The 19,738-nt window shown below is 57.6% G+C and carries 13 protein-coding genes; 7 read left to right on the top strand and 6 right to left on the bottom strand.

Annotated elements, in window-relative coordinates:
- The 3 genes from AC0L7L_RS07530 (at position 1) to AC0L7L_RS07520 (ending at position 3,128) form a co-directional block, all read left to right on the top strand.
- Complete coding sequence (locus tag AC0L7L_RS07530; RefSeq protein ID WP_473513157.1) at positions 1-1,656, top strand: nitrite/sulfite reductase; 1,656 nt, start codon at positions 1-3, stop codon at positions 1,654-1,656.
- A gap of 10 nt (positions 1,657-1,666) precedes the next feature.
- On the top strand, positions 1,667-2,170 hold the full coding sequence (locus AC0L7L_RS07525) for a DUF934 domain-containing protein (RefSeq protein ID WP_473513155.1): 504 nt from the start codon (positions 1,667-1,669) through the stop codon (positions 2,168-2,170).
- Between the two features lie 145 nt (positions 2,171-2,315).
- Positions 2,316-3,128, top strand: a complete 813-nt coding sequence (locus AC0L7L_RS07520) for a ferredoxin--NADP reductase (protein WP_272211203.1) — start codon at positions 2,316-2,318, stop codon at positions 3,126-3,128.
- An 80-nt stretch (positions 3,129-3,208) separates the two neighbouring features.
- Here the strand turns inward: AC0L7L_RS07520 and AC0L7L_RS07515 are convergent, their stop codons facing one another.
- From AC0L7L_RS07515 to AC0L7L_RS07505, 3 genes are read right to left on the bottom strand one after another with little or no spacing between them, the layout of a single operon-like run.
- Positions 3,209-4,417, bottom strand: coding sequence for an ABC transporter permease (locus AC0L7L_RS07515; protein WP_272211202.1), 1,209 nt, complete (start codon positions 4,415-4,417; stop codon positions 3,209-3,211).
- On the bottom strand, positions 4,407-5,135 hold the full coding sequence (locus tag AC0L7L_RS07510) for an ABC transporter ATP-binding protein (RefSeq protein WP_272211201.1): 729 nt from the start codon (positions 5,133-5,135) through the stop codon (positions 4,407-4,409). The genes AC0L7L_RS07515 and AC0L7L_RS07510 overlap by 11 nt, the downstream gene beginning before the upstream one ends.
- A gap of 9 nt (positions 5,136-5,144) precedes the next feature.
- Positions 5,145-6,410 (bottom strand): efflux RND transporter periplasmic adaptor subunit, encoded by a 1,266-nt coding sequence (locus AC0L7L_RS07505; RefSeq protein ID WP_272211200.1) that lies wholly within the window; start codon positions 6,408-6,410, stop codon positions 5,145-5,147.
- 267 nt (positions 6,411-6,677) lie between these two features.
- On the opposite strand from AC0L7L_RS07505, the gene AC0L7L_RS07500 reads away from it, so the two are divergent.
- Entirely contained in the window at positions 6,678-7,202 is a 525-nt protein-coding gene (locus AC0L7L_RS07500) for an invasion associated locus B family protein (protein WP_272211199.1), read from the top strand.
- Between the two features lie 285 nt (positions 7,203-7,487).
- On the opposite strand, the gene pflA is transcribed toward AC0L7L_RS07500, so the two are convergent.
- On the bottom strand, positions 7,488-8,270 hold the full coding sequence (gene pflA, locus AC0L7L_RS07495) for a pyruvate formate-lyase-activating protein (protein ID WP_272211198.1): 783 nt from the start codon (positions 8,268-8,270) through the stop codon (positions 7,488-7,490).
- 12 nt (positions 8,271-8,282) lie between these two features.
- Positions 8,283-10,553: a formate C-acetyltransferase gene (gene pflB / locus AC0L7L_RS07490; RefSeq protein ID WP_473513152.1), complete on the bottom strand. Its 2,271-nt coding sequence runs from the start codon at positions 10,551-10,553 to the stop codon at positions 8,283-8,285.
- Positions 10,554-11,467: 914 nt separating this feature from the next.
- On the opposite strand from pflB, the gene AC0L7L_RS07485 reads away from it, so the two are divergent.
- The 3 genes from AC0L7L_RS07485 to AC0L7L_RS07475 all read left to right on the top strand — a co-directional run bounded on the left by AC0L7L_RS07485 (position 11,468) and on the right by AC0L7L_RS07475 (position 18,254).
- Entirely contained in the window at positions 11,468-12,253 is a 786-nt protein-coding gene (locus AC0L7L_RS07485) for a TIM barrel protein (RefSeq protein ID WP_473513817.1), read from the top strand.
- Between the two features lie 183 nt (positions 12,254-12,436).
- The gene (murB, locus tag AC0L7L_RS07480; RefSeq protein WP_473513149.1) at positions 12,437-13,423 is read left to right on the top strand and encodes a UDP-N-acetylmuramate dehydrogenase; all 987 of its coding nucleotides are present in this window, start codon (positions 12,437-12,439) and stop codon (positions 13,421-13,423) included.
- Between the two features lie 316 nt (positions 13,424-13,739).
- On the top strand, positions 13,740-18,254 hold the full coding sequence (locus AC0L7L_RS07475) for a PAS domain S-box protein (RefSeq protein ID WP_473513148.1): 4,515 nt from the start codon (positions 13,740-13,742) through the stop codon (positions 18,252-18,254).
- A gap of 42 nt (positions 18,255-18,296) precedes the next feature.
- Here the strand turns inward: AC0L7L_RS07475 and AC0L7L_RS07470 are convergent, their stop codons facing one another.
- On the bottom strand, positions 18,297-19,598 hold the full coding sequence (locus tag AC0L7L_RS07470; RefSeq protein WP_272211191.1) for a Gfo/Idh/MocA family protein: 1,302 nt from the start codon (positions 19,596-19,598) through the stop codon (positions 18,297-18,299).
- Positions 19,599-19,738 lie beyond the last annotated feature (140 nt).

The following is a 19,738-nucleotide window of genomic DNA, read 5'->3' as shown; positions in this document are numbered from 1 at the left end:
ATGTATCGCTATGACGAGTTCGACCATGATTTTGTCAGGGAGCGGGTCGGGCAATTCACCGATCAGGTCGAGCGCCGGCTTTCCGGCGAGATCACCGAGGACCAGTTCAAGCCATTGCGGCTGATGAATGGTGTTTACCTCCAGCTCCATGCCTACATGCTCCGGATTGCCGTACCTTATGGCACCATGAATGGGCGCCAGATGCGCATGCTTGCCCATGTCGCGCGCAAATATGACAGGGGCTACGGCCACTTCACCACGCGGCAGAACATTCAGTTCAACTGGCCGAAACTGGAAGACATTCCCGCGATCCTGAGCGATCTGGCCACGGTCGAAATGCATGCAATCCAGACCTCGGGCAATTGCATCCGCAACGTCACGGCGGATCATTTTTCAGGCGCTGCGGCCGACGAGGTTGCCGATCCGCGACCTTACGCGGAAATCCTGCGTCAGTGGTCGTCGTTGCATCCGGAATTTTCGTTCCTGCCGCGCAAGTTCAAGATCGCGGTCACCGGCGCCGAACGTGACCGTGCGGCCATCCAGGTGCATGACATCGGCCTGCATCTGAAGAAGAACGCAGCCGGCGAGCTTGGCTTTGCCGTCTATGTTGGCGGCGGGCAGGGGCGTACGCCTATGATTGCCAAAAAGGTCCGGGACTTCCTTCCGGAGGCCGATCTTCTGGCCTATGCAACCGCGATCCTGCGCGTCTACAATCTCAACGGCCGCCGCGACAACAAATACAAGGCCCGGATCAAGATCCTCGTGCATGAGACCGGCCTTGATGAGCTGAAAGCCGCTATAGAGCGTGAATTCGAGGCGCTGAAGGATGGCGAGTTGACGCTGCCTGATGGCGACATCGATGCGATCCGCAGCTATTTCGCGCTGCCGCAGCTTCCGGCGCGCGAACGCGACCGCTTTGATACTGCAGATGCCGGCTATCTCGCATGGCTGACCCGGAACACCGCCGCACACAAGCGCGACGATTACGCGATGGTGACGATCTCGCTGAAGCCGATCGGCGGCATTCCGGGCGATGCGACAGATGCGCAGATGGAAACCGTTGCCGATATTGCAGAACGCTATGGTTTTGACGAGATTCGCGTCAGCCACGAGCAGAACCTTGTTCTGCCGCATGTCGCCCGCGCTGATCTGCAGGCTGTTTATGCAGCGCTTCAGGCGGCCGGACTTGAAACCGGTAATGCCGGTCTGATCACCGATATCATCGCCTGTCCCGGGCTTGACTATTGCGCGCTTGCCAATGCCCGTTCCATTCCGTTGGCCCAGCAGCTTTCCGAACGATTTGGCGATCCTTTGCGCCAGGCCGAGATCGGCGACCTGAAGATCAAGATTTCAGGCTGCATTAACGCCTGCGGCCATCACCATGTCGGCCATATCGGCCTTCTGGGCGTGGAAAAGAAAGGCGCTGAACTTTACCAGATCACACTTGGTGGATCGGCGGATGAAAACACCTCGATCGGTGAGATCGTCGGGCGCGGGTTTGAGCCGGAAAAGGTCACCGATGCGGTCGAGACTATCGTCGAAACCTATCTTCGGCTGCGAAACGACCCGTCCGAACCCTTCATCGATGCCTATCGCAGGCTGGGCGCACAACCCTTCAAGGATGCGCTTTACCCCGAAAAAGCCAGGGCCGCGTGAGGAGCAGACGATGACATCTATCTGGAAAGAAACGGGCTTCGTCGAAAACGATCCCTGGGTGATCGAGACCGAGGACCGCAAGGCCGGTGACAGCGAACGCGCGCTCGTTCCCTTTGCCGAGGTGGTCGAGAACGGCCTGGCCGGCAATCAGGGGGCAGGCGTGCTGCTCGGTCCCTTCGACGACCCGCTGAAGCTCGAGCCCGTGCTCGACCGGATCGAGATGATCGCGCTGAGCTTTCCGGCCTTTGCAGACGGACGGGCCTTTTCCCAGGCAACGCTTCTGCGCGAGCGCCTTGGCTATCGCGGAGAACTGCGCGCGGTCGGCGATGTGCTGATCGATCCGCTGGTGCTGATGCTGCGCTGTGGTTTCGACAGTTTCACAGTTGAAAACCCGACCGCGATCCGGCGTTTGCAGGAAGGCCGGCTTCCGGCGGTCAACCGTCATTACCAGCCCGCAGCCCGTCAGGCATCGGTTGAAGGTGGCTATAGCTGGCGGCGGATCGCTAAAATATGAACAGGTGAGACAGGATTTTTGCGCCCTCCACCTTTGCATTATTTTGCGCACGGTATTATTTGAGCGCGTAGGCAATCGCAAATGCGCGGAATTTTGAATGCGCCGGTCCAAATCCGGCGTGCAGCAGACAGGACGAGACGTCGACATGAATGTGCAAGCCACGACCGAGGAATTTGCCGCCACACTTCCCGCCGGAGTCTACGGCGAAAAGGTGCTGAGCGTGCAGCACTATACCGACAGGCTTTTCCGTTTTTCGATGACGCGGCCGGACGGTTTTCGTTTTCGCTCCGGAGAATTCGCGATGATCGGGCTGATGGTTGACGGCAAACCGGTCTACCGCGCCTATTCGATTGCAAGCCCGTCCTGGGCCGAGGAACTGGAATTCTTCTCGATCAAGGTGCCCGGCGGACCGCTGACCCAGCACCTTCAGGAAATCCAGGTTGGCGACGTCGTATTGATGCGCAAGAAGCCGACCGGCACGCTGGTCCTCGACGCGCTGACGCCTGCCAAACGGCTCTACATGTTTTCGACCGGAACCGGTATCGCACCGTTCGCCAGTCTGATCCGTGAACCGGAGACCTATGACAAGTTCGACGAGGTGATCCTCACCCATACCTGCCGCGAGGTTGCAGAGCTGCAATACGGGTTCGACCTCGTCAACGAGATCCGCAACGACGAATTGTTGAGCGAAGTCGTCGGCGACAAGCTGACCCATTATGCGACAGTCACGCGCGAGCCTTTCGCACGCACCGGCCGGATCACCGATCTGATTGCAAGCGGAAAGCTGTTCGATGACCTCGGCCTGCCGCCGCTGAACCCGAAGACCGACCGCGGCATGATCTGCGGCTCCACCGAGATGCTGAAAGACACCAAGGCGCTTCTGGAAGCAGCAGGCATGGACGAGGGCGCCAACAACAAGCCGTCCGAATTCGTGATCGAACGAGCCTTTGTGGGTTGATCACCGGGCGCCGGACGACCGGCGTTTTCATCATTTGAAAAATTTCACTGCGGAAACCGAAAACCCGGTTTCCGCAGTTTCTATTCGTAACGCAGGGCTTCGATCGGGTTCATTCGCGCTGCGCGGCGGGCGGGAAAATAGCCGAAAATGATGCCGATCAGGGCCGAGAACGCGAAAGCGCCCAGAACCATCGTGGGTGCGATCACGTAGGGCACCGCTAGATACTGTACCACCGCATAGGCAACGCCAAGGCCGATCACAACACCGGCAATGCCTCCGAACAGCGACAGCACCACGGCCTCGATCATGAACTGCAGCAGCACCTGCCGCTCCAGCGCGCCAACGGTGAGCCGCAATCCGATTTCACGGGTCCGCTCGGTTACCGACACCAGCATGATGTTCATGATGCCGATGCCGCCGACCAGCAGGCTGACGGCGGCGACAGCGGCCAGCATGCCGGTCAGGTGGCTTTTGGTGCCGGTCACCGCGTTGGCGATTTCGGTCATGTCATTGACCTCGAAATCATCCGCTCGGCCGGGCTGGATATTGCGGCGCTGGCGGAGCAGGGCGGTCACATCGTTCTCCAGTTCTTGCGTCGACACGCCATCGCGCGCGGCCAGCAAAATGCTCTCGATGTAGCTGTCACCGCCGACGCGGCGCTGGAATGCGCTGATCGGCATCAGCACGATATCATCCTGGTTCCGGCCCATGCTGCTTTCGCCCTTTTCCTTGAGCGTGCCGATGACCGCACATGAAACATTGCCGACTCGGACCTTGCTGCCGACAGGATCGTTCTCGCCGAACAGTGCGTTTCTCACGGTTTCACCGAGAATGCAGGCCGTATCGCCACCGCCGTCGGCAGCCATGCTAGAGAAATCGCTACCGGAGGCGATCGTCCAGTCCTGAGCCGCGAGAAAATCGTCATTGGTGCCGATCACAGTCGTGCTGCGGTTCTGGCCTTCAGCCACGACGGTCACGGTTGATATGTTCTGCGGTGCCACTGCGCGCAGATTGGGGATCTGATTGCGCAGCGCGGCGATATCACGCTCGCTGAAGCCCTTGGCTGCTTCCGCCGGCGCGCCCGGTGCGCGCTGGCCGGGCCGGACGAAAAGTACATCGGTTCCAAGACGGGAGATTTCGCTGCGAACCTGTTCGGCCGTTCCGTTACCGATCGTGACCATGGCAATGACGGCGGAAACGCCGATGACGACACCAAGCACGGTCAGAAACGAACGCAGCAGATTGCGCCTGACAGCGCGGAGGGCAAGCTTGATCATCTCAAGAAACATGGCCGTTCTCCTGTCTGTCGCTGCGGCCGGGGCGGAAACCGCGCTCAAGCATGCCATCAAGAAACTGCATGCGGCGGCTGGCATAACGCGCCACGTTTTCCTCATGGGTAACCATGACCACGGTGATACCGATCTCGGTGTTGAGCCCGGTGATCAACTCCATGATCTCATTGCTGGTGCGGGTGTCGAGGCTGCCTGTCGGTTCATCGGCGAGAAGCACGGCGGGTTCTGTAATCAGCGCGCGGGCAATTGCCACGCGCTGCTGCTGGCCGCCGGAAAGCTCCTGCGTGCGCTGGTCAAGACGATCTGCCAGACCGACCTGTGAAAGCGCCAGTTCGGCCCGTTCGCGCCGGTCCCGCCGGCCGATGCCACGATAGATCAGCGGCAGTTCAACATTCTCCAGTGCGGAGGAACGCGGCAGCAGGTTGTAGCGCTGGAAAACGAAGGCCAGAAGATGGCGGCGCAGCAGCGTCAGCTTTGCCGTTTTCAGTTCGGTGGTATCGACGCCCTGAAAGAAGAACTGTCCGCTGGTTGGCCGGTCGAGCCAGCCGAGAATATTCATGGCTGTCGATTTGCCCGAGCCCGATGGCCCCATGATCGAGACGAATTCTCCCGCCTCGATCGAAAAATCGACCCCGTTCAGCGCCACGATTTCAGCCTCACCGGCACCAAAGGTCTTGTAGACGTTGCGAAATTCAATAAGCGGAGCAGTTGTCATGATCTTTCCTCACTGCCCATTTCTGCCGGAGCTGACGATGACCTTGTCGCCGGCGCGCAGATCGCCGCCGACAACCGCAGAAAGGCGACCGTTGCTGGCGCCAACGTTGATTTCAACCGGCATGGGTTCGTCATTGCGCATGATCCAGACTGTGCGCTTGTCACCTTCAGACGGCGCGCTCGCTTCGCCGGGCGGCGTGAAACGAAGCGCCGCATTCGGCACCAGAATGGCGTCCACTGTCTCGTCGACAAGAATGTCTGCGGTCGCCGTCATGCCCTGACGCAGAAGAAGGTCGGTGTTATCAACGGCGAGTACCGCCTTGTAGGTCACGACGTCACTGTTGACCTCGGACGCGTAGCGGATCGACTTGATTTCGGCAGGAAACCGCCGTCCGGGAAAGGCTTCCACAGTGAATGAGGCTTTCTGGCCCGGTTCGACCTGTCCGACGTCGGCCTCATCGACATTCACTCTGAGCTCCATCTCCGTCAGATTACCGGCGATGACGAACAGAGTAGGGGCCTCCAGCGAGGCGGCCACCGTCTGACCGACATCGACATCGCGGTAAAGCACCACACCGTCAATTGGAGAGCGGATCGTTGCCTTGCTCAAACGCAATTCGGCAAGATCCAACTCGGCCCGGGCAACGGCAAGGCCGGCTTCCGCACTCTGCTGATCGGCGAGCGCTGCGGCATGGGCAAACTGCGCATCCTCCAGCTCCTGCCGGGGTACGACGTCGCGTTCTGCCAGTGTCTTTGTACGCTCCATCGTGGCCTTGGCCGATTCGAGATCGGACTTGGCGGCGGCGACGTCCGCGGCGGCGGCGGCGAGTTTCGCCTTGGCACTGAGGATATCAGCTTTCAGCTCGTCCGTTTCCAGTTCAAGCAGGACCTGGCCGGCCTTAACCGCGGAATTGAAATCAGCGAGCACGGCGTTGACGGTACCAGAAAGTTCGCTGGAGATATCGACCCGGTTGGTCGGCTCGATTGCACCGGTTGCCGCAATCGTCACAGTCATCGGGCCACGTTCGACATCCTCGGTGACATAAACGGGCTTGGCAGCAACGATCTGGAGATCGCCGGAGTTGAGATAGCGAAAACCGGCATAGCCACCGCCAACAAGCACTGCGACAATGATCAGCCCACCCCAAGGGATGTGGAAACGTTTCTTTGGCTTATCGTCGCCTAGAATAGCATGAATATCAGGGATTTGCGGACGCGGACGCTCATAGTTTTCCGCACTGCCGCGCCTGCCGGGATTGTCCGGATCCGAGGACATAAATAGCGCTCCTGCCTGAGGCTGCTCGATACAAGATTGCCGCGACTATGGCCACGAACCCTCGCGCATGCAAGCTTTGCAACGTGAAATCAGCACCTCCGGAGACGCATTGTTGCAATCGCCGCTGCTTTTCATAAGGTAGTCACAACCCTGAGTGTTTTTCGCGATGTGGTGCCGTGCGCGAATCGTGCTAGGATCAAACAAAACATTCAATCAATCGCACGGGATCAGGTGATTACAGATCCCCGATCGTTGGGAGGAATTCCATTGAAATATCGTCGTCTCGCCGTCGCGGCCATTGCCGCCTTGTTCTGTTCGGCCCCGGTCAATCAAGCGTTTTCCGCATTGCCAGAAGGCGCGAGTTCACTCAACGAGACCTACCAGGACTGGCGCGTTACCTGCGTCTCAGACGGTACGAATGACAGATGTGCAATGACCTTCGAACAGGTCATGAAGGATTCCGGCCAGCGCGTTCTGGCGATCGAACTCAACGCTCCCACGGCCGACAGTGCTCAGGGCGTGCTGATCATGCCATTCGGCCTTGCGCTTGCTCAGGGTGTTTCGCTAAATGTCGATACGGAGACAGACGGACCGACCTTCGGCTTTTCGACCTGCATGCCACAAGGCTGCATTGTCCCGGTCAAGCTCAGCGCCGCCAATCTCGATACTTTGAAAAATGGTGGCATTCTCCATGTGTCAGCGGTGCCAATCGATGGCGGCGATAGAATAGACATCCAAGTTTCGCTCAAAGGCTTCACAGCCGCTTATAACCGCTTGAATGCCTTGCGTTAAGTTCCTAGCGCGCTACCTCAACTTTACCACATCACAAAGGACCAATCTGGCCCTCTGTGATACCGGTTTTTATCCACATAAGTTCCATAATCTACCTTATGCGATTTTTGTATGTCGTGTATCCCGCGTCGCTGTGTAGCGATCTCGTTACCATTTCGAAACCAGTGAAAGAGATCCAAAACGATAAAGGCCGCCCTCCCGCGGCTTTTATCGGCTCCAGTCTCTGGAATGCACAGAATACAAAACAGCGACGTTAACCGCTAGCTTTCACGCCACAGCCATTGATCAGGTCGTAAACAGCTGACGGGCACGGAAAACATCACGGGCGGCTTCTGTCTCGTCATTGGTCGGCGTCGGCGTTTCGCGAAGCGTATACTCCTTGCCGAGCGCATCCCATTTGGCAATCCCCATCTGGTGGAACGGCAGAACCTCCACCCTCTCGACGATATCCCCGAGCGAGGCGACATAATCGGCCATCCGGTTGACGTCATCGGTATCGTCCGTAAGGCCCGGCACCAGCACATAACGCATCCACATCTTCTGCTTCAGCCGTTTCAGGCGTTCTGCAAAATCAAGCGTCGGCTGCAGGTACTGTGCGGTGAGAGCGTGGTATTTTTCGGGATCGATATGCTTGATATCGAGCATCACCAGATCAACATTATCGAACCATTCGTCTTCCACGCTGGTGTGGAGATAGCCTTGCGTATCGAGCGCGATATGCAGACCCATTTCCTTCTTGATCTGCCCCATGACATTGCCGATGAAACCGGCCTGCATCATGGGCTCGCCGCCGGAGAAGGTGACCCCGCCGGCGAATTTCAGGAAGCCCGCATAGGGGCGGACTTCCTTGAGCATGTCTTCCACATCAATCTTGCGACCATTGTGGAGTTTCCAGGTATCCGGGTTGTGGCAATAAAGACACCGGAACTGGCAACCGGCCATGAAGAACACGAAACGCATTCCCGGACCGTCTACAGCTGCGCCGGTTTCGACCGAGTGGAGAAACCCGTGATCGATGTCGATATGGACGCCGGTTGGCTTTGTTGGTGCGGAAACGCGCTGGTGCATTCTTCTTCTCGTTTACATCGTGGTGTGGAAAGTCCGGTTGATCACGTCAAGCTGCTGTTCCTTGGTCAGCTTGATGAAGTTCACAGCATAACCCGAAACACGGATCGTCAGCTGCGGGTACTTCTCCGGATGATCCATGGCGTCAACCAGAGTTTCCTTGTTCAGGAGGTTGACGTTGACATGGAAACCACCGGCTGCCGTGTAGCCATCAAGGCAATTCGACAGGTTCGTGATCCGCTCTTCGTCGGTATGGCCAAGGCTGCCCGGCGTTGCCGAAGCGGTCCAGCTGATACCATCGAGGGCTGCATCATAGGACAGCTTGGCAATCGAAGCGCCAGCGGCCACAAAGCCCTTCTTGTCGCGACCGTTCATCGGGTTTGCACCCGGTGCGAAAGGTTCGCCACCACGACGACCGTCAGGCGTGTTGCCGGTCTTCTTACCGTAAACAACGTTCGACGTAATCGTCAGGATCGACTGCGTCGGCATTGCATCACGATAGAAATATGGCTGTGCCTTGATCTTGTTCATGAAGGTTTCAACCAGCCACGAAGCAATGGTATCGACACGGTCGTCATTGTTGCCAAAGGCCGGAAAATCGCCGGTGATCTTATAATCAACGGCCAGACCGGTTTCATCACGAATGACTTCAACCTTGGCATATTTGATTGCCGAAAGCGCATCAGCCGCAATCGACAGACCAGCAATACCGCAGGCCATGGTGCGAAGGATATCACGATCATGCAGCGCCATTTCAATGCGTTCATACGCATATTTGTCGTGCATGTAGTGAATGGTGTTCAGAGCCTTGACATAAGTCTTGGCAAGCCAATCCATCGCCTTGTCGAACTTTTCGACAACTTCGTCATATTCAAGAACGTCGCCGGTGATCGGCTCCAGTCCTTCAGCGACCTTCTTGCCCTTCATCTTCATTTCATCAACGCCGCCGTTGATGGCATAAAGCAGAGCCTTGGCGAGGTTGGCACGCGCACCGAAGAACTGCATCTGCTTGCCGATCCGCATCGACGAGACACAGCATGCAATGCCATAGTCATCGCCCCATTTCGGACGCATCAGTTCATCGTTTTCATACTGAATGGCACAGGTGTCGGCCGAAACCTTGGCGCAGAAGTGTTTGAAGCCCTGCGGCAGGCTGGGGCTCCACAGCACCGTCAGGTTCGGTTCCGGCGCGGGGCCGAGGTTGAACAGGGTGTTGAGGAAGCGGAAGCTGTTCTTCGAAACCAGCGTCCGGCCGTCTTCGCCCATGCCGCCGATAGCTTCGGTCACCCATACGGGGTCGCCCGAAAACAGTTCGTCATATTCCGGCGTGCGCAGGAAGCGAACGATCCGCAGTTTCATGATCATGTCGTCGATCATTTCCTGGGCGTCATCTTCTGCGATGTAGCCTGCATCGATGTCGCGCTGGATGTAGATATCCAGGAAGGTCGAGATACGACCGATCGACATGGCAGCGCCGTTCTGTTCCTTAACAGCAGCCAGATAGCCGAAATAGACGGCCTGAATGGCTTCACGGGCATTGCGAGCCGGCTTGGAAATGTCGACGCCATACTTGGCGGCCATTTCACGCAGCTCGTCGAGAGCGCGGAACTGCTCGGAAACCTCTTCACGAAGCTGAATCGTCTTGTCATTGAAGACAGCATCGTCGATTTCGTGGAATTCCTTCTGCTTTTCGGCACGCAGGAAGTCCGTGCCGTACAGGGCAACACGACGATAATCGCCAATGATGCGACCACGGCCATAAGCATCCGGCAGACCGGTGATCACGCCCGATTTGCGGCAGGCTAGAATGTCCGGGCTGTAGACGTCGAAGACGCCCTGATTATGGCTCTTGCGGTATTTGGTCCAGACATCGTGGACAGTCTCGTCAGCCTTGTAGCCATAAGTATTCAGGCTGCCTTCAACCATGCGCAAGCCGCCATTCGGCATGATCGCACGCTTCAGCGGCGCATCCGTCTGGAGGCCAACGATGATTTCGAGGTCCTTGTTGATATAGCCGGCATCATGCGCGGTAATCGTCGAGGGTTTGTCTGCCGAAATGTCGAGGACGCCGCCCTTGTCGCGTTCCTGCTTGAGCAGGTCGCTCAGTTCGTCCCAGAGCTGCTTGGTGCGCTCGGTGGCCGGAGCGAGGAAAGACGCATCGCCTTCATAAGGCAAATAGTTTTCCTGAATGAAGTTGCGAACGTCGATTGCGGTGCGCCATGCACCGTCGCTGAACCCGCTCCACGGGTCGGCGTGTACGTTCGTGTGTTTGGCATACATATCCATGGTTTCAGCCCTCACCATTGTAAGAGGAACGTTTTCTACGTTTTCCAGCGCCACTTCCGAGGAGGATGAACGGACTGCGCCGCTGGGTTCGGGGAGTGAAATTACCCTGCAAAATGTCGGTCAGAGTCTTTCCGACGGAAACGGCCATTCTTGGGCAGGCAGATACGGGACATTTCATTCCACCAATTCTGGCGATCATAATCGCCGCGATGGCTGACTTTGGCGCTTGGCGCTGGTCTTGGGCTTAGCCTGCGAAAGATCGCGTCGAACGTTGACGCCAACGGTCAACCTTCTTTGTTTTGACGACCTCTATATGGTACCAAAGACGTAGAAAGTCCACAAGAAATTGACATTTTTACTTATTTTTCAAGTACAAAATATGGATTACAAATGTAAGCCGGCAATACAATCACATCCGCGAAGTTCATGCATTGATATCGGTCAATCACCTTCGCGAAATCGTTCAAACCCGACAGATTCTGATCGTCGAGGACAGTCCAGGCGAAACGCTGGCGCCAAACGGCAGCCCTGAAGCCGCCACTCGTCCGATCAAAACTGCGCGTCGAAGCTATCAAGCGGCGACTTCTGACACTGGTCCGGACGATTGCAAGGCTGCAAAACGCAGTTCATTCGTTTCGAATCCGAATCGATATCTCATTACCCCGCATGCAAGGCGCTCGATCCGTCCCGTGACCACGAAGCGCTTCCCTTTGTGCACCTCAGAAGAGCCCATCCCACGACTTGGCTGGTAAAAATCACCGCCTTGCCTATGGTTGCAGTGGCATGCGAGCCGTTCGGGCGCCCTTCCCCGCGACTCAACGCCCTGATACTGACCATATGGCAATCTTTAACGGCCGCCGAACGCCCCTCGCCCAGGCCTGAAATCAGAAACGGAGTGGACAATCGTGCAGAATATTGAATTCTCGGCCTGTCTCGAGTGGCTCTTTGCGGACCCCCACGACACCTTTACAGACCGGATCGAGCAGGCCGCTGCCGCCGGTTTCGAAGCTTTTGAATTCTGGCACTGGTCAAACAAGGATATCGACGCCATCGCGCGCACCGCCAGCAGCTGCAACATCGCGGTTGCCGGTCTGGTCGCCGAGCCTCTGATTGCAATCACAAACCCTGCAAACAGATCGGTATGGCTTGAAGGTCTGAAACAATCCCTGGCGGTTGCTCGAAAGCTCAATGCGCCGGTTCTTATCGCCCAGGCCGGCGACGACCTGCCCGAAATGACGCGACCGGAGCAGAAAGCCGCGCTGATCGAAACCCTCGCGCAGGCTGCGGGTATACTCTCGGGAAGCGGTGTGACGCTCGGGCTGGAGCCGCTCAACACAAAAGTCGATCATCCCGGTTACTATCTGCATTCGACACGCGAAGGGTTCGAGGTCATCGATGCCGTCGGCCGCAAGGAAATCGGCATGGTTTACGACATCTACCATTCCTTCGTCATGGGAGAGGAGATCGATGCCGCGCTCGCCGAGAATGTCGAAAAGATCGTCCATGTTCATGTTGCTGATGCCCCCGGACGCAACGATCCTGGCTCCGGGCAAATCGATCTTGCTGCCCGACTGCAACGGCTGAAGCTTGCCGGCTATGGCGGTCGTATCGGGCTGGAATACAAGCCGCTGAAGCCGGAAAGCGCACCCGTAGCCACCGTTCGCGAGATGCTGTCGGAAGCACTGCGAGACAGAGGTTGAGAAGCCGCCCGAGGAATTATCACAAACCAGCGGCTACCGGCCTTGCTGCCCCTCTAAGGACATCTTCGCCCGCGCTTGCACTGCGATCAAGGGATGATTATTGATTGTTCACGACGTGATATGCGTTGATCGCCGCGCCGGGACCAGGCGTTCCGCAAACCATACCGGACCGACCTCACGGACATGATCCTTACTCCTGACTTCGACCTCACGCGCGAAAACACGCTTGGCCTGAAATCGACCGCCCGCCTCGTCGCGCAGATCGAAGATGCCTCTGTCATCAGTGCCCTCCTCGATGCCAGCGAGCGACACGGCCTGCCCCTCAGGATCCTGGGCGGCGGCAGCAATGTGGTGCTTCGCGAAAGTGTCGAGGCAGTCGTCGGTCTCATGCGCATTGCCGGGCGCCGATTGGTCGAGCAAACGGCAACTCACAATATTGTCGAAGCCGGAGCCGGAGAAAACTGGCATGATTTCGTCGCCTGGACGCTACGTTCCGGCTTCCCGGGTCTCGAAAACCTCGCGGGTATTCCCGGCACGGTCGGAGCCGCACCGGTTCAGAACATCGGAGCTTATGGTGTCCAGCTTTCGGACTATTTCCTTTCGTTAACCGCCTTTGACACCCGTGAACGCAAATTATGCGAGTTCGACCGCGATTCATGCGGCTTCGGCTACAGGAATAGTCGCTTCAAGAGCGATCCGGAACGCTATGTCATCTTGTCGGTCACGCTGGAATTGCCGAAATGCTGGAAGCCGGATTGCGGCTATGCCGGTCTCGGCAGGCTCGGTGCGGACACAACAGCAGACAAGGTGATGGCGCATGTTCTTGCGCTGCGCGGTGCCAAACTGCCGGACTGGCGCAGACTCGGCAATGCCGGTTCGTTTTTTCACAACCCTGTGGTCAGCGCTTCACATGCCGATAGCATCGAAGGGGCGCCGCGCTATCCGCAGCCCGACGGCAGCGTAAAACTCTCGGCCGGATGGCTGATCGAGCGGTGTGGACTGAAAGGAGAACGGATCGGCCCGGTCGGAACCTATCAGAAACATGCCCTCGTTTTGGTCAATCACGGTGGCGCAACATATTCGGATATCGCGCGCTTCTCCGCCCTCATCCGAGCAACGGTCAGAACCCGTTACGCAATCGACCTGATCCAGGAGCCGATCGAAATCTGACCCCTTCCCGGGTCCGTCGAAATCTGGTTCATCCGATCGACAACCCGGTGCCACCACTCACCCTGGCACGCGGTCACGCATTTTTTATGCGAAGATTTTTACATTAACTTTCTGCTTCATTCATTTGAATAATATGTATTAATTGCATTTTTTTGTGCAAACCGATGATAACAAACGCCCACCACAGGCAATCCATCTGCTCAGATGGGTCGTTTCTATTCTCTTTAGGCACTAGTATTAGTGTGTCCTAGAACAGCAACCGACGTTACAAGCGACACTATTGGCCGCGAGAATATGGAGGTCGCGAAAAGGCGAAATGACCCAGCAAGCGATTGAGGCAAGTGTGCTCTCCGCTTACGACCGGTTGAGATCTCTCGACACGGCGCCGGCAGGTGAGCTGGAAGCGCTGACCAAGGCGGCTGCTTTGGTATGCGGAACGTCGATTTCTCTGATCACCTTGCTCAATGAAGATACACAGTGGTTCAAGGCCAATTACGGCCTCGACGGTGTACACCAGACAGAGCGCAGTATTTCCTTTTGCCGGTATACGCTTGAAGACGACCGTTTAATGGAGGTCAAGGACGCAACGCAGGATCAGCGTTTTGCGGCTAACCCACTGGTTACAGATGGACTGAAAATCCGCTTTTATGCGGGCGTCCCCCTGCAACTTTCCGATGGTGAGAAGGTCGGCTCGCTGTGTGTTGTAGACCAGGTACCCAAGACACTGACCCAGGAGCAGAAGGATATTCTGCGATATCTTGCGCAGGCCGCTGCCCAGGCGCTTGAGGCACGCCTGGTCGCCTTACGCGAGCGTGAATTGCTGGCCGTCCAGGCCGAGGCGCGGTCAATCCTGGACAACAGTCCCGACGCAATCCTGACCATGGATGATGAGGGAACAATTCGTCACTGGAACCGATCGGCTGAACGCCTTTTCGGCTATTCGGCGAAAGATGCCGAAGGCCAGCCACTTTCGCTGATACTCAGTCCCCCACGAGCAGAAGAGGAGTCCGACCTTTCCGGTCGGCTTGGCGCCGGCGAACGATCGCTCAGAACCGAACGCCTGCATCGTGATGGCAGCTTGATTCCCGTTTCTGTATCGATTGGACCTGTCATCTCCGACAGAGGCGAGACCACAGGGGCAACCGAAATCATTCGCGATATCGGCGATCTGATTGCCACGCACAAAGAACTTGCCGCTGCAAAACGCCGTATCGAGACGCTCTACCGTTCGACACCCGCCATGCTTCACTCCACCGATCCGCGCGGAACACTTTTAAGCGTGAGCGACCGCTGGCTGGAGATCACGGGATATAGCCGTGACGAGGTCATCGGCAGGCGGCTCGTCGAATTCCTGACGCCAGATTCGGCGCGAATATCGAAAACTGAACTCCTGACCGCCTTGTTGTCGGAAGGCCATTGCGAGAACGTGCAATGCCAAATGGTGACACGCTCGGGCCCGACCCTTGATGTATTGCTTTCAGCCATCCTGGAGCGCGATGCTCAGGGTAACCCACTGCGAATCATTTCCACGATTGATGACGTAACGCAGAGGCGAAGGGCGGAAAACGCCCTGAAGGAAGAGCGGCGGCGTCTCCAGCAGATCATCGATGCAACGCGATCAGGAACATGGGAATGGAACATCCAGACCGGTGAACTGCGAATTAACCGGCAGTGGGCGGCGATTATCGGCGAGGACCTGCGCGAACTCGATCCGGCGCGCATTGATACTTTGCTCGAACGACTCCATCCGGACGATCTGAGCGAGCATGAAGCGCTTCTTTCCGCCCATGTGCGCGGCGAAACCGACAGTTATGATTACGAAGCCAGGCTGCGCCACAAATCCGGCGGCTGGGTCTGGGTTGCAGGGCGCGGCCGGATTCTGACCTGGACCGGAAACGGTAAACCGGAATGGATGTTCGGGACACTTCAGGACATTACGCGCCAGAAAGACGCGCAGAACGAGCTCAGGAAGAGTCGAACATTTCTGGAGCGCACCGGCCATATCGCCGGCGTCGGAGGTTGGGAAGTCGATGTTGTCGACCAGAAAATCTTCTGGTCGGAGGAAACCTGCCGGATCCACGGTGTTGAACCCGGACACAGCCCGACCATGGAAGAGGCAATCGCGTTTTATGCGCCGGAGGCACGCACCACAATCGAAGCCGCCGTCGAGAGAAGCATTGCGACCGGCGAACCATGGGACATGGAACTGCCTCTGATCCGGGCTGACGGGCAGCAAATCTGGGCTCGCGCTGCCGGGGCCGCACAGTTCGACAGCACCGGAAAGCTCGTGCGGCTGATTGGTGCGTTTCAGGATGTCACCGAACGGATCCAGCAGCGTCTTGAGCTCGAAAGACTCAATGAGCGCATGGCGATAGCGACCGAAAACGGCAAAATCGGCATTTGGGACGCCAATCTGAAGGAGGGCAAGACCCATTACTCGGATATCTGGTGCGCCATCATCGGATACCGGCGCGATGAAATCTCCGATTCCGCCGGTGAGTGGCTGCGTTTTATTCACCCCGACGATCTCGAAAGAGCCAAGGCGGCAGATGTGAAGCACATCGCTGGCGATGCCCCTTTCTTCGAGGAAGAATTCCGTATGCGCCATAAGGATGGCCGTTGGATATGGATCCTCGACCGAGGGCGCGTTGTTGAGCGCGACGAGCACGGCGTACCGCTCAGAATGATCGGCACCCATACCGACATCACCGCACGAAAAAACGCAGAGGAAGAACGTCACTTGATGTCGGAGCGGATGGCGATTGCCACCCATAGCGGCAGCATCGGCATATGGGAGTTGGAAATCGCGCAACAGATCGCCCATTGGGACGACCTGATGTACAGGCTCTACGGCCTGAACGGTAAGGAAAACGAGGACATTAGCGACGTCTGGCGGCGCGCCGTTCACCCGGAAGACCAGGAGCGGGTGGAGCAAGCTGTCCGGAGAACAGCAGAAACGGGTGAGCACCTCGACGAGGAACACCGTGTGGTTCTGCCCGACGGTTCAATTCGGCATTTGCATCTTTCCGCCAATCTGATCAGCGACGAAGCCAGTGAGCCGCATCGTATCATCGGCGCCGCCTGGGACGTTACCGCCCATCGCCGGATGACGCTCGATCTGGCCGAACAGCATGAACTGATGCGGGTCACGCTGAATTCCATCGGCGACGCCGTAATCACGACCGGTGCTGACGGCAATATCCGCTGGCTCAACCCGGTTGCCGAGCGCATGACCGGCTGGAGCGTGGAAGATGCGGAAGGCCTGCCATCCGAACGCGTGTTCAACATCGTCAACGAGGAGACCCGCGAGACCGCGCCGGACCCGATTGCGGCCTGCCTGACGCAGGGACAGGTTGTGGAGCTTGCCGAAAATACGTTGCTGGTCGGGCGATACGGCCTTGAGTACAGCATCGAGGATTCCGCTGCGCCCATCCGCAGTTCCGAAGGCGAAATTCTAGGAGCGGTTCTGGTATTTCACGATGTCAGCGAGCAACGCCGTCTTTCGCGCGAGATGACCTATCGCGCCAGCCACGATCCACTTACGGGCCTCCTCAATCGCGCGGAGTTCGACCGTCGCCTACAGCGGACATTCGAAATCGTTCAGGCTGAGAATACTCACTGCGTTTTGCTTTATATCGACCTCGATCAGTTCAAGATCGTCAATGACACGTGCGGCCACACTGTCGGCGACACGCTTCTTAAAAAAGTCAGCCAGTTGATGCAGGACAGTCTGCGCAAGCACGATACGCTGGCAAGGCTCGGCGGCGACGAGTTCGCCGTGCTGCTCGAGCATTGCAGCCCGCAAGACGGCCTGCGGATAGCCCAGAAAATCTGTGACCGCATGAGTGAATTCCGTTTTGTTCACGAAGACAAGAAATTCAGGGTTGGCGCGAGCATCGGTCTGGTGCCGGTCAACAGAACTTCTGTAAGCGTATCGACGATTTTGCAGGCGGCGGACACCTCATGCTATGTGGCCAAGGAGACCGGCCGCAATCGCGTGCACGTCTGGGAAGAAAGCGACGAAACGCTCAAGATAAGGTCGGGCGAAACGCGCTGGGCCACCCGCATAGAAAGGGCCTTGCAGGACCAATCCTTCATCCTCTATGCCCAGTCGATTGTGCCCCTCAAGGCCGCCAGAAGCGTTCGCCACATAGAACTTTTGCTGCGCATGATCGACACGGATGGGGAGATCATCCTGCCGGGTGCCTTCCTGCCGGCTGCCGAGCGCTTCAACCTTGTATCCCATATAGATCGATGGGTCCTCGCGCAGGCGCTTGAGCAGATTGCCAAGTCCGGACTTGGCGACTCCGAGATCAAAATTTGTGTCAACGTGTCCGGTCAGTCATTCGGTGACCGGGCTTTTCACAAGGCAGCGCTCCAGCTTCTGGACGAGGCCGGCAGCGAAACCTGCCGCTGCCTCTGCATTGAGATCACCGAGACCGCCGTCATCACCAATATGGATGAGGCCGTTTCCTTCATCGATGATTTGCGCCGAAGAGGCATTTCGGTGGCGCTTGATGACTTCGGCGCAGGTTCCTCATCATTTGGCTACCTCAAATGCTTCCCTATCGATTATCTCAAGATCGACGGCCAGTTCATCAGCGGCCTGCTCAACGACCCGCTCAATGAAGCCACGATCAGGTGTTTCGTCGAGGTCGCTCGCGTCTTGAGGATTGAGACAATCGCCGAGTTCGTGAGCGATGAAGAGACCTGCGCGAAACTAAAGGCATTCGGAGTCGATTTCGGCCAGGGCTTCTATATCCACAAGCCGGAGCCGCTGAACGATCTGCTGGACCGGTTGTCTTTCGAGCAGACTGACCCGGTAGGCTGATTTATCATGTCATCGGCCTACCGCTGGTCTGCGTTCAGGCGATCACCACTGCTTCGGCGGCAGGTTGACCCCGGCTTCGGCAAGAAAGCTTGCCACGTCCACAGTTTGTCCGGTCTCGATCGACCGGTTCGCGGCAATACCCGTCAGGATCGACCACGCCCCGTCGATATGCGACGACGAGCGTCGGTAGCGGTCCTCGCCGGATTCCGGGTCGAACAGATAGCCGAGCATGACCGGGTCCGCCCCGCCATGATCGCCCTCGCCTTCCCAGACAGCGAGGTTCTGCGGTTGTTCACCGGCCAGGTGGAGCGTCGTCGTCATCGATTCAGAGCCACCGGACTTTTTCTGCTTGCCGCCAAAAACGCCATGAACCTCGACATGGCGGTGCGACAACTCACCCTTGGTGCCGTAAAACTTGACCTCAAGTCCTTCCCAGGGGCTGTAGGCGCAAAGCGTATAATTGAGACTGGCACCGCTGCCATAGACCGCCTGCACCTGCATCGTGTCCTCAATGGTGATGTCGTCGTCAAAAACACAGCGGTCACGCAGATAGCCATCCTCGTCTTCAGCATCGAGATAGAGCGCCCTGAGTGCCTGATCGGCCTCGAGATCCAGCCGGAAGTCGCAGCTTCCAGCGCTCGGACAGGTGTGACAACGCGGGCCGCGCTCATGAAGGCCGAGGGCCGCCGCCGTCTCCGCCCGGTAGAAAGACCGGGTTCCGTGTGCTGCAACCGAGACCGGCGACGACCCAAGCCACCAGTTTACGAGATCGAAATGATGCGTTGACTTGTGCACCAGTAGGCCACCCGACTTATCCTTGTAGCGATGCCAGCGGCGAAAATAGTCCGCGCCGTGAACGCGGTCGAGATACCAGCGGAAACTGACAGCGGTCACCTCCCCGATCGCGCCGGACATCAGGATGTCCTTCAACTGGGTTCGGGCCGGAGTGTAGCGATAATTAAAGGTGACCGTGACCTTGCGGCCGGTCTCCTTCTGGACGTCAAGAATGGCCTTCAGTTTTTCAAGGTCGATGGTCATCGGCTTTTCGGTCATGACATCGCAGCCGGCGCGCATCGCATTGACGATATATTCGTGGTGCAGATAATCCGGCACGGTGACGATCACTGTATCCGGTTTCTGTTCGTTAAGCATTTCCGGAAATTCAGCCGCCCGGTAGGTCGCCACGCCGTTGCCAGCGGAAGGCACCGCATTGGCAGAAAGAGCGAGGCGCTTTTCATTGATATCGCAGAGCCCGACGAGCGCATTGCGATCTCCATAGGTTTCGGCGACCGCACTGCGAAACATCTTGTGTCGCGATCCGGTTCCAACAATGGCGTATTTCATAATCCTACCCCCCTGTCCGGCAGCCCTCTGGCCGTCGGCCCTTGCACTCCTGCCTCCGCTTTGCGGAACAACCGCATGAAAGGCTCCCTTGACCTCACCCCGCCAGGCCGCGTCGATGCTTCCAAACGGACAATGACCGA

It is taken from the genome of Martelella sp. K41-7 (assembly GCF_055808365.1).
This window is presented reverse-complemented; position numbering and strand designations above follow the sequence as displayed.

Bases quoted from the DNA above. Each gene is read 5' to 3' on its own strand.
- AC0L7L_RS07530 (WP_473513157.1), top strand. From the start codon at position 1: ATGTATCGCTATGACGAGTTCGACCATGATTTTGTCAGGGAGCGGGTC.
- AC0L7L_RS07525 (WP_473513155.1), top strand. From the start codon at position 1,667: ATGACATCTATCTGGAAAGAAACGGGCTTCGTCGAAAACGATCCCTGG.
- AC0L7L_RS07520 (WP_272211203.1), top strand. From the start codon at position 2,316: ATGAATGTGCAAGCCACGACCGAGGAATTTGCCGCCACACTTCCCGCC.
- AC0L7L_RS07515 (WP_272211202.1), bottom strand. From the start codon at position 4,417: ATGTTTCTTGAGATGATCAAGCTTGCCCTCCGCGCTGTCAGGCGCAAT.
- AC0L7L_RS07510 (WP_272211201.1), bottom strand. From the start codon at position 5,135: ATGACAACTGCTCCGCTTATTGAATTTCGCAACGTCTACAAGACCTTT.
- AC0L7L_RS07505 (WP_272211200.1), bottom strand. From the start codon at position 6,410: ATGTCCTCGGATCCGGACAATCCCGGCAGGCGCGGCAGTGCGGAAAAC.
- pflA (WP_272211198.1), bottom strand. From the start codon at position 8,270: ATGCACCAGCGCGTTTCCGCACCAACAAAGCCAACCGGCGTCCATATC.
- pflB (WP_473513152.1), bottom strand. From the start codon at position 10,553: ATGGATATGTATGCCAAACACACGAACGTACACGCCGACCCGTGGAGC.
- murB (WP_473513149.1), top strand. From the start codon at position 12,437: ATGATCCTTACTCCTGACTTCGACCTCACGCGCGAAAACACGCTTGGC.
- AC0L7L_RS07475 (WP_473513148.1), top strand. From the start codon at position 13,740: ATGACCCAGCAAGCGATTGAGGCAAGTGTGCTCTCCGCTTACGACCGG.
- AC0L7L_RS07470 (WP_272211191.1), bottom strand. From the start codon at position 19,598: ATGAAATACGCCATTGTTGGAACCGGATCGCGACACAAGATGTTTCGC.